Below are 10,484 nucleotides of genomic sequence, written 5' to 3' on the forward strand. Positions count from 1 at the left end.
CCATCGATTATTTGCCAGGCCGCAGCACCAGTGCGGCCAGCTTGACCCACGCCTTGGCATGCCAAGGCCAGGCCCTCACGGCTTGTTTAAGATAGCGCCGAGCGACTCCGGGATTGTTCGACGCAAGAACACTGCCCAAAAAATAGTGAAAGCGCGCTTCGCTCAACCCGCTTGGGGTGCGCAATTGTCCATCGATTTCCCCCAGGCTAGCGGTCAGCCGATCCAAGATCGGTTGCTCGCTCCCTCCCCGGTGGCGGCGTTGTCGACACGCATGGATGGCTTCAGCAGCCATCAGTTGGTCCCGGCGGCGCAGATGACTAATCGAACCCAACTGCCACTTTGCCTCATACAGTACCTCGGGTATCGCCACACAGCGCCCCGCGTCGACCAGGCGCGTCCACAAGTCCAAGTCCTGGGCCACGCGGAATTCGCGACGGTAGCCGCCCACGGCGTGGTAAGCGGCTTGACGAAACATCGTGCTACCGTGATGAGACGGCCCGCGCAGGCGTGCCACGATCAACTGTTCAAGGCCCCGCTGCAATTCATCGCCAAGTTGAACGATCGTATACAGATGCTCGCCCTCGGATCCGATAAAGCGCGTTCCGACAGAGGTGAGAACCACGTCGGGGTGCGATTCCAACAAGGCGCATTGCTGCGCCAATCGCCCCGCCAGCGATACATCCCCGGCGTCCTGTCGGGCTAGGTATTTCCCCCGCGCGCGGGCGCAGCCGTTCATCAGTGCCCGCGTCAACCCGGTATTGTCCTGATGAATCACCCGCACCCGCTCGTCGCGCCGGGCATAGTCATCCAGAATCGCTGCACTGCCATCGCTCGAGCCATCGTCGACAACGATGAACTCAAAATCGATCTCTTCCTGAGTCAGCACGCTATCCATTGTCGCGCCCAGCGTGTCCGCACTATTGAAGACGCTCATCACCACTGACAGGGACGGAGCCAGGCTCATCTTCGCAGTCCATCCACGGCGCCGGCAATCCGCCCCGCCAATTTCCACCCGACGAGACCCGCCAGCACCCGGTAGAGCCGAAAATCCAGACCGTCGCGCCGCGGGGGAGGCGACGCGGCGCGCGCTATCTGAAACAACGCTTGCGCGTCCATGGTCTGCCCGGCCGCTCCGCACTGCCGGGCGAGCAGAAACAGCGCCCGCGCGAAATGGCGCAGCTCCGGCTGTGCGAAATCGGGGCCGACGCTTTGCACGCACTGCCAGATCAAGCGGTGCGCAACGGCGCGATCTCGCCAATAGCGCGGCGCGGCAGTATTGCCGCTCAATCGGTCGGGTGCCGTATAACCCGTTAGCGACACAAACTGATCGACGTAGCACAACCGTGTCCCCAGCGCACCCGCCCGACAGTCATACACCCAATCCTCTTCATGGCGAAGTGCCTCCCAAGGGCCCGCGGCGTCGGCCACATCCCGGCGATACAGCGGGGTCGACGTATCCCACCAGCGCTCTTGGAGAAAGGACGGCCACATCGCCGCGATGCGTTCCCCAGTGCGCTTCCACGCGCGGGCGATGTCCTGGCCGTGGCCGGTCTTCCCGTAAGCGACGCCGCATTCGGGCTGGGCGCGCAGACCGGACACTTGCGCCGTGAACTTTCCCGGCAGCAGCAGATCGTCACTGTCCAGGTACTGAACGAACTCGCCACGGGCCGCCAGCCGACCGGCCTCCCGCGCCACGCCCGGCCCGCCATTGGCGACGTGAAGAACGCGAATCGCTACTGGATGCCGAGCCGCCAGCGCCTCAGCGACTTGACCGGTCTCATCGGTCGAGCCATCATTGACGATGAGGACCTCGATGGGTCGATAGTCCTGCGCCAGCACGCTAGCCACCGCCTCTTGCAACAATCGCGGACGATTGTAAACCGGGATGATGGTGCTGACCAGTTCATCAACCCTCATCGGCGTGAACTCCATAAGCCCGGGCCCACAACTCGAGCAGCAGCAGTCGCCAGGCGAGGCTGCTGAAAATGCCGATGGCGCGGGGAAACGGATAGCCACGCCGGCCATGCAAAAAATAATCGGACATGGCGCCGCGCAACCCTAGCGTCTCGGTCCAAGCACCCGGCGCCAGTATGATATCGCGGGCGTACACGCGAAAGGACTCCGACTCATCCATCCACGACGCCGCGATACTGGCCCCGTATTTAGGGCGGCCCAAGGTCTCTTCAGGCAGGAGCCGATAGCGTTGCGCCATCCGGCGCAGCACCATCTTGTCGCTGCCTGCCGACAGCAGATGCCGGGCGGGAATTCGGTAGGCGATTTCCGCCACCCGCTGATCGAGAAAGGGCACCCGCGCCTCGACGCTGACCGCCATGCTGGCCTTGTCAACTTTCATTACAAAGTTGTTGGGCAACTGTTCACACGACTCAAAGAGCCGGATGGCGGCAAAGCGATCACCCCCGGTGGCCGCCAAGTAGTCGCGCATGCGCGTGCGGAAGGCGCCGAAGTGGCGGCCATAGCGCCGGCCAACATAGTGCCGGTAGAGTGTGAACAGCCACCAGTCGGTCGGGGTTTGTGCCGCACTCAGGCGAAAGGCCCAATAGCCGCCGAACAGCTCATCGGCCCCCTCCCCCACGATCACCACCTTGATACCGAGATCCCGGCACTTGCGGTAGAGAAACCCGGTCGAAATGGTGCCCCAGTCGGCGAACAAATCATCGAAATGGTAAGCAGACTCCTCCAGGTCGGCGCGAAGCTCCGCGGCTGTGATCTGCAGTTCGTGGTGTTCCGTACCGAGGAAGCGCGCGACCGCGCGGGCCTGCGGCCGCTCATCCACCGCCGAATCGGCAAAGCCCATGCTGAACGTGCGCACCGGTGCCGATTGGGCCGCCAGCGACGCCAGCAGACTTGAATCGAGCCCGCCGGACAGCAACAGCCCGACCGGTACATCGGCGACCAGGTGCTCGCCGACCACCTGGCGCAGGGTCGCGTAAAGCGTTGCCTCCCAATCGGCGCTGGTGCGCGAGGGGTCCACGTGCAGCTCGGGGGTGAAGAATCGCTCCGGCCCCGCGGCCACCCCGGCACGCACCCTCAGCAGATGGCCAGGCGGCAACTTACGCACCTCGGCAAAGATGGTGCCGTGCTCCTCGAAGGCATAGCCAAATTCCAGGAACTGCCCCAATGAGCGTCGGTCAACGCGGCGTTCGAACCCGGGCAACGCCAGGAACGCCTTGATTTCCGATGCAAAGACGACCCCCGCCCGGTGCGGCGGCGGGCCGTAATAGAGCGGCTTGATCCCCATGGGATCGCGCGCCAGGTGCAGCGTTGCGCTGGCGACCTGCCACCACGCGAAGGCGTACATGCCACGCAGCCGCGCCAGGCAGGGCCGCAGCCCCCAGAGCGCCAACCCCTGTAACAGCACCTCAGTGTCCGAGTGTGAGCGGAAACGACAGCCCTGCCCGATCAACTCGGTGCGTAGCGCCCGGAAATTGTAAATCTCACCGTTGAACACCAGCGCGTCGCCCGTGTCCGGATGGACCATTGGCTGGTGTCCGCCGGGGCTCAGGTCAATGATGCTGAGTCGCCGATGCGCCAACGCCAAGCCAGCGGCCTCATCGCGGTATTCCCCGCAATCGTCCGGGCCGCGATGCGCAATGGCTTGCGCCAGTTGCGTCAAGAGGGTCCCGGGTAACGCCGTCCCGGGAGTTAATGCCCAGCCCGTGATTCCGCACATGGCTCAGTTCAAGCCCGGCGACGAGGCGCACAAGGGTTCAGACCGCGAAGCCGCTGCGATAAACCAGCCGTCCGATAACATCCGCGGGGGCTTCATCGCTAAGTATTTGGCGGTGCGCGCCCTTAGATCGTTGCCGGCAGCCTCACCGAAACGACAGGCTCGACGGGCGATGTGCCAAGCACAAATGAGATCGCCAACGCCCTCATGGCCTAGCAATCTATCGGCAAACCATTTCTCCTCCTTCATCGTGGTATCTTAACCTTCAAGGGAGGTGCTGAGGGTTCCGGCTACTGGAAGTCACGCATTGCTCGAGCGTCGCGCGCAGCGATGCATTTGCCATCCTACACCCCGCCGGTTGCATCAGCTCCACCGATCCGAGTAGTCGCCGTCATTACATTCCACAGAAACTGTCTGGCAGCGCCCTCAACGAGAACACGCCGAGGCGGCGCCGCAACCTCATGCGCCCGCCGCAGCAGCCGCTCGCGAAGGTCCGGACGCAACCCTGCAAGCGCATCCTCGCCTTGCGCACGTAATCGCCCCCACTGAGCGAAATAGCGCCACCAGGTCTTGCGCAGCGGCGTGGTCAGACGGCCACCCGCGGCGTGGTAGCGATTGAGCGAATCGAGGTGAATCAACACACTTTCCCAGGCCAGCCAAGTCTGGCGGCGGTATTGATCGCTGACCGAGCCGGGGCGATGACGATAGAGCACACCCGCATAGGGGATATGACAAACGCGCCCGTTGCGCTCCAGGACCCGCAAGATCAAATCGGTATCCGCGGCGCAGCCCCAACTTTCGTCCCAGCCGCCCATCTCCAGCAAGGTCGCACGGCGGTGCATCTGGGCATTGGAATGCCAGAGCTGCAGGTCGTCGAAGCTGAGCCGATACCAGTCATGCCCGGGGCGGCACTGCACCTGCATCGGCTCAATCCCGGCGCGAATCAGCGCCCGCTCCCCCAAATAGGAAGAAAACGGCTCGAGGTTGGCGTCGCAACTCAGGGTCCGGCAATACGATACCATCGGGCCGTGAGCGTCCTCCATGGCGTCCACCAGTCGCTGCAAGGTCTCCGGACGAACGGCATCATCGGCGTCGAGCTTGACGACATACTTGCCTTGCGCCGCGGCTAATGCCCGGTTCCAGTTACGGGTCATGCCGAGATTCTCGTCATTGACAACAACCCGAAAACGCGGGTCGCGCCGGCCAAAAGCGTGCGCCAGCGCAACGCTCCCGTCCGAACTCGCGTCGTCGGCGACCACGACCTCGAAATCGCCGAGCGACTGATGCAAGAGCGATTCAAGGGCTATCGCCAGATAGGCCCCGTCGTTGTAGACGGGAACAATGACCGACACGAGTGCAGTCTGCTTCATGGTCGTGGTTACGCTGACGACCTTGTAATAGTCATTGGCCGCATTGACCGTCCCTGCCATCGGCCTCTCGTGCCCATCGCAAAAACTCATTCTGTGATTGAGCGCCGTGGCAGGCATGTGGCCATTCGCCCCCCGCGTCATCATGTCGGTACGACACGCCCAGCGTGCGTCGCACCCGCTCGCCCCATTTCACCCCCAACCACCGATCGAGCCGACCCTGGGGCAAGGCGCCAGATGGCAGGCGCGGTGCGGGCAGACTTGGCAGCCTTAGAATCTGGTGAAGCGCGTCGTTCCAAAGGCTGACCGAGCAACTGCGGCTATAGCGTCTTTGGACCAGCTCCAGGCCGCCGGTTACCAATCGCTCACGAATACCAAAGGCCATCAGAGCGGCCACCGCATCGGCCGCCGCGGCCATGTCGCCGATCGGGAATAACAGGCAGTTGCGACCATTGAGAAGGGCCCCCTCAAGCCCGCTGCCGACAAAGCAACTGCTGATCACGGGAAGCCTATGGCTCATCGCTTCCCAGGCCACTATTGGCCCGGTCTCCCATACCGAAGTGATGATCAACGCATCGTGTCTCCGATACTCGCGGCTCAAGGCTGTCGGCGCCAGGACGCCCAGAAACCGGAATACCCGCTCAGCCCCGCGGGCGGCGATTGCCTGCCGCAACAGCGCTTCATCCGGTCCGGCGCCGGCCAGAGAAATCTGGCACGAGACGCCACGGCGAGCCAAGCTGCTGGCCAACTCAACAAGATCGCAGATCCGTTTCTGCTCCTGCTCGAAGCGTCCACAGTACAGTAGCCGCAATGGTTGGGTAACCGCTACCCCAGTCGTAGCCGCCACTCGCCCACTCGGCACCGGGACGCCGCAGGGCGCATAGAAAACCCGCTCCTCGCTACCCATGTTGCTAGCCGCCATCTTGACGCCGAGCCGGTTGGTCGAGACGACCCCATCCAGCACGTCGACACTCGCCCGACAGTCTTCAAGCAAGTCGCTTTGGAAGCCATGTAATGTCATCACCACCTTCGGGCTCGGCTGGCCGCGTAGCCGCAGGTAGCGAATGGCGCAATACGTTGCGGCGATGTTCACCACCACAACCAGGTCGGGCCGTACCTGTCGTAGGCAAGCCGTTATCGAAGCGATGCGTCCCGGTTGGCTACCGGTCGGATTAGCAATGCGCCGCACGTCCTGCCAGGGATGCCGCGAAAGATAGGTGTTCACATCGTGAAACCGGCCCTGCACCAGCCCAAGCACGCAGCGCCATCCCAGCGCCTGCAGGCCGGGAAGAACAGAATCCAGCCAATCGGCTACCCCCCCAAGCGGGTATGCCGAGGGCGCGATCACCAAAACAGAGGGGGCCTGCTTGCCAGTCAACAGCGGATCTGGCTAATCCGCCAGCCCATCGACGTAAGGTAGCCTTCTAGTTCCCCCCAAGAGCCACATTGGTCGCTCAAGGCCGCCAACCAAGCCGCCGGAGGACACGATAGAAAATACGTCCCTTAATTTTATTAAGTTCCTGTGTGAGCTGCACATTGGCAAGCGATACGTCGATCACCATTTCAAATAAGGCGTCATATTCGCCATGCCGCGCGTACACCAGAGCGAACTCACCCTGACTGCGGTTTCTCAACATCATGGTCTTGGTGTTGGCATAATATCTCATTGACGCAAACACGTCGTCCGTGCAGCGAAAATAAGCATGGCGCAGAAATTTGAACCAGAGGTCATAGTCGAACAGCAGTTCGAATCGTTCCTCGACGCCACCACAGGCTCGCCATACCGCGGCAGGCCAAAAGCAGGACTGTTGCATGAACCAGTGGTCGCGCCACTTCAGGCGCCATTCGACAAGAAGTTTCCGATCGACCTTAGTAGGACATCGGCGTTCAATTACAGCCCCGAATTCATCCACGACATTGCCCGCTCCCAGTAGAATGAATGATTCGTTGGGGTTCTTGAAATATCGACCAGCAATCGCAAGCGCATTACGCTCATAATAATCATCGGAGTTGATCCAGCCGAATACCGAACCCGTCGCACGCGCGAAGCCGTTATTGATCGCAGCGGCCTGCCCCGCGTCTTTCTCACTCACCCAATAGGCCAACCATGGTTCATACTTGTGGATAATCTCAACGCTGCTATCGCTGCTGCCTCCATCCATAATGATGTACTCCAGATTCGGGTAGCCTTGTAACAGCACGGAGCGGATGGTTTCCTCCAGAAACTGCCCCTGGTTGTAACTTGGGGTGACGATACTGATCTTCGGCCAGGGGTTGCCATTCGGCATTCGCGCCGAGGCTGCAGACGTTTCCTCGGTCCAAGGCCAGCCGGTCTTATTGGGCGGCGGCGACGGCAGTTCATTCAGGGATGGGCAGCGCATGAGATCGCGTCGTTCCTATGCTGATCCGAGCACCTGCGCATACAGCCCGGCGTAGGCCCGCGCCTGGGCTCCCAGGGTATACTCCTGCTCCGCCACCTCGCGGCAGCGCTGCCCGTAGCCCCGCAGTGTCGAAGCATCTGCCAAGGCTACACGTAACGCCTCGCGCAGTTCCTGCACCCGACCGACCGGGGCCAACCAGCCGGTCTCGCCCGGGCGAACCATGTCGGGAATGCCGCCAGCGTCGAATCCCACCACGGGGGTTCCGCAGGCCAATGACTCCAGAGCGACGTTGGGCAGATTGTCAGCCAAGGAGGGCACCACCGAGAGATCCGCCAGACTGTAAAGTGCGGCCAAGAGTCCGTCTGAACTGATCGCGCCGACATGGATGTGCCGGAACGGCAATTGAAGTCGCGGCGGATGCGGGCCGATGGATAGCGCTACCATCGTCTGGGGCGTCTCCAGCCCATGCAGCGCATCGATCAACGCTTGAAAGCCCTTGCGGGGATTGCCGACACCGTCCGCGACAAATAACACGACGCGGTCCTCCACCAACAGCCCCAGCGCGGACCGCAGGCCTTCGGCCGCTACCGGCCGGAATACCGCAGTGTCGATACCGTAGGGAATACAATGAACCGGAAATTCGCGCAGCAGCCGGCTTTGCCGGGCGACGCCCTGAAGCCAGCGCGACGGTGCGACGATGTGCAGGTCGGTTGGCGAACGGTGCGCATAGGCACGGGCCTTGCGTTGCCAACTGGCGTGTGCCAGGTCCCGCGCGTCGCACGAACCCAATTGTGGGCAGTGGCCACACTCATGGGTATAGGCGTCGCAGTCCATGGCGTAGTGGCAACCGCCGGTCAGCGCATACATATCGTGCAGCGTCCAGACCACCGGCTTACCTACCATTGGCATAAAGGAGCCGACATCCAGGAATCCCGCGATCCAATGGAGATGGTACAGATCCGCCGGCGGCAGTTGACGTTCAAGGACGCGCCAATGATAGGTGCGGTCATCCGAGAACTGTTCCAGACCGGCGGGACGGGTCTTGCGATAGCGCCCGAACTCGCGAGCGACGCCGCTAAACCGGATGCGATTCAGCAGCTTTTGCGGCAATGTCCGATGCGGTCGGTGTTGAAGCACACGCGCATCGTCAACTGTCTTGTTCGGGGTGTAGACCACCGAGTCGGCGCCGGCCCGGACCAAGCCCTGATGGATGCGATACATCGCGCGAGCCGCTCCACCTTGCACGTCAAACGTATTGAGGTGACATATCTTCATCGTTGTAGAGTCGTCGTCAGGGCTCAAAACGCATTACCGCCAATAAGGTGTGCCCGGGGATCAGCTGCCGGATCGGCGTCGTGAGCAAGCGCCTGACTGCGGTCTGTGAGCGAGGGTGCAGGAGTACTCGCGATACCGGGTCCGAAAGCTGGCGCCGCAATACGGAGGTATAGGCGGAGACAAACCAATCAACATGATACGCCTGCAATGGTTCGCGACCTAGTTTGATCAGCCGTAAAGGCAACAGACCCGCCAGCGCACGGAACACGCCGGCATCCCAGTGCGAAATATGGTGTGGGGGCTGGTCGAGCAGGTTGGTGCGTTGCGGGTCGATAACCCGGGTGACTGCCGCGTTGGGGACCGATAGAACCAACTGGCCCCCCGGGCGTAGCAGCTTAAGCATGTCGGCGAGCAGGCCACGCGGGTCCGGGACATGCTCCAACACCTGGAAGGCGCAGATCGCATCAAAGGGCGCGAGGCCGCGCTGCGCCAACATCGATAGACTTGTCTCGAAAACCTCAAAGCCCAGTGCCCGCACGCGTGCCGCTGCAACAGGATTGAGCTCGACTCCGCGAACCCCCAACCCACGCGCTGCGGCGGCTCGCAAAAAGTGGCCTGAGCCAACGCCGACTTCCAATACCCGGCTGCCTTGCGAAAGGGCACTCAGGGCAGCCTGGAACTCCCATTTATCGGCAACGTAGTACCAATCGAAGCGTTCGAGCTGTGCATACAGTCCACCCTCCCCGGCGGCAGCGGGCGGGCTATACCAGGCGAGCCCGGTCGTCTTGCAGCGCCAATATTCAATGACCGGTAGTGCCGCGAAGGCCGAACCGACATCGATACCCAGCGAGGTCCGCCAGCGCTCGGCGATGTCGGCCGGTGTGAGCGCTTGTAGGCGTTCGGTATCGGGCTGACCGGTTAAGAGGCTCAACATCGCTTGTTAGCTTCCACGAAAATTGATTTCAATTCCTTCACGAAGCACTTGGGCTGGCGTCGATGCGCTGAATGCGCCGTTGCGGGGGGCTAGCTACACTTTACTCCAGCCCTCCCAGTGTAATCGGTGTAATGCATGAAAGGGCGCTTATTGTTGGCGGAAAAATACTCATCTATTGCTTCTTTTGACCCCGTCGTAATCGTTCAGACCCCCGGCAGCGGGGGCAGGGGCAGTCCGGCGCGCCGCTCGGTGATCGCAGCGACCAGGTAGTCCCACGGCGAGTGGTCGCGTTGCCGGCAGGTGTCGATGACACTGGCCAGCAGGGCGAAGGCGCGCGAACCGACGGCGGTGCGGGTGCCGTGGCTGATGCGGCGCGCGATCACCCAGTGGCGCAACGCCCGCTCGGCGAGGTTGTTGGTCAACGGCAGGTGCGGATGATGCAGGACCCGGAAGATGGCGTCCCAATCGGTGAGCAGCTCCACGGCCAGGTCGCGGGTCTGGGCATGCGCGTATTCTTGATAGGCCAGGCAGGTGCGCCGCAGCGCCGCGAGTCGGTCGGCCTGCGCGCTGGCCAGGTCCGCCCCCGCCCCGGGCGGTTCGTCGCGGGCGGCATAGATCGCCTCCATCAACGCCTCCAGGGTGGTGCGCACGCGATGACCGAAGGCGCTGCCACCGGGATCGCAGCACTCCGCCACCCCCTGGGCCTTGCGCACCAAGTGCGCCCAGCAGCGCAGGCGCTGCGGATAGTGCCGGTAGGAAAACCAGCCATCCGTCATCAGCCAGCCGGCAAAGCCGGCCAGCACGCGCGTGACCGTCGCCTTCCCGCGCCCGGCAATCAC

At 62.5% G+C, this 10,484-nt stretch carries 9 protein-coding genes; all 9 read right to left on the reverse strand.

The features are described from left to right. Positions 1–7: 7 nt before the first annotated feature. Positions 8–964: a glycosyltransferase family 2 protein gene (locus QZX93_RS03490; RefSeq protein ID WP_295392352.1), complete on the reverse strand. Its 957-nt coding sequence runs from the start codon at positions 962–964 to the stop codon at positions 8–10. Beyond that, positions 961–1,932: a glycosyltransferase family A protein gene (locus tag QZX93_RS03495; RefSeq protein ID WP_295392354.1), complete on the reverse strand. Its 972-nt coding sequence runs from the start codon at positions 1,930–1,932 to the stop codon at positions 961–963. Before QZX93_RS03495 ends, QZX93_RS03490 begins: the two co-directional genes overlap by 4 nt. Next, positions 1,907–3,691 (reverse strand): asparagine synthase (glutamine-hydrolyzing), encoded by a 1,785-nt coding sequence (asnB, locus tag QZX93_RS03500; RefSeq protein ID WP_295392355.1) that lies wholly within the window; start codon positions 3,689–3,691, stop codon positions 1,907–1,909. Before asnB ends, QZX93_RS03495 begins: the two co-directional genes overlap by 26 nt. Before the next feature lie 341 nt (positions 3,692–4,032). Continuing rightward, entirely contained in the window at positions 4,033–5,175 is a 1,143-nt protein-coding gene (locus tag QZX93_RS03505) for a glycosyltransferase family 2 protein (RefSeq protein ID WP_295392358.1), read from the reverse strand. Next, positions 5,090–6,433, reverse strand: a complete 1,344-nt coding sequence (locus QZX93_RS03510; RefSeq protein WP_295392360.1) for a glycosyltransferase family 4 protein — start codon at positions 6,431–6,433, stop codon at positions 5,090–5,092. The genes QZX93_RS03505 and QZX93_RS03510 overlap by 86 nt, the downstream gene beginning before the upstream one ends. Positions 6,434–6,509: 76 nt before the next feature. Continuing rightward, on the reverse strand, positions 6,510–7,436 hold the full coding sequence (locus QZX93_RS03515) for a glycosyltransferase family 2 protein (protein ID WP_295392362.1): 927 nt from the start codon (positions 7,434–7,436) through the stop codon (positions 6,510–6,512). 15 nt (positions 7,437–7,451) lie between these two features. Next, positions 7,452–8,711: a glycosyltransferase family 4 protein gene (locus QZX93_RS03520; RefSeq protein WP_295394356.1), complete on the reverse strand. Its 1,260-nt coding sequence runs from the start codon at positions 8,709–8,711 to the stop codon at positions 7,452–7,454. Positions 8,712–8,727: 16 nt separating this feature from the next. Then, entirely contained in the window at positions 8,728–9,645 is a 918-nt protein-coding gene (locus QZX93_RS03525) for a class I SAM-dependent methyltransferase (RefSeq protein WP_295392365.1), read from the reverse strand. 203 nt (positions 9,646–9,848) lie between these two features. Beyond that, on the reverse strand, positions 9,849–10,484 hold a 636-nt coding region (locus QZX93_RS03530; protein WP_295394359.1), incomplete at its 5' end, for a transposase.

This window comes from uncultured Thiodictyon sp. (genome assembly GCF_903946935.1).
In the GTDB taxonomy this organism is placed as follows: domain Bacteria; phylum Pseudomonadota; class Gammaproteobacteria; order Chromatiales; family Chromatiaceae; genus Thiodictyon.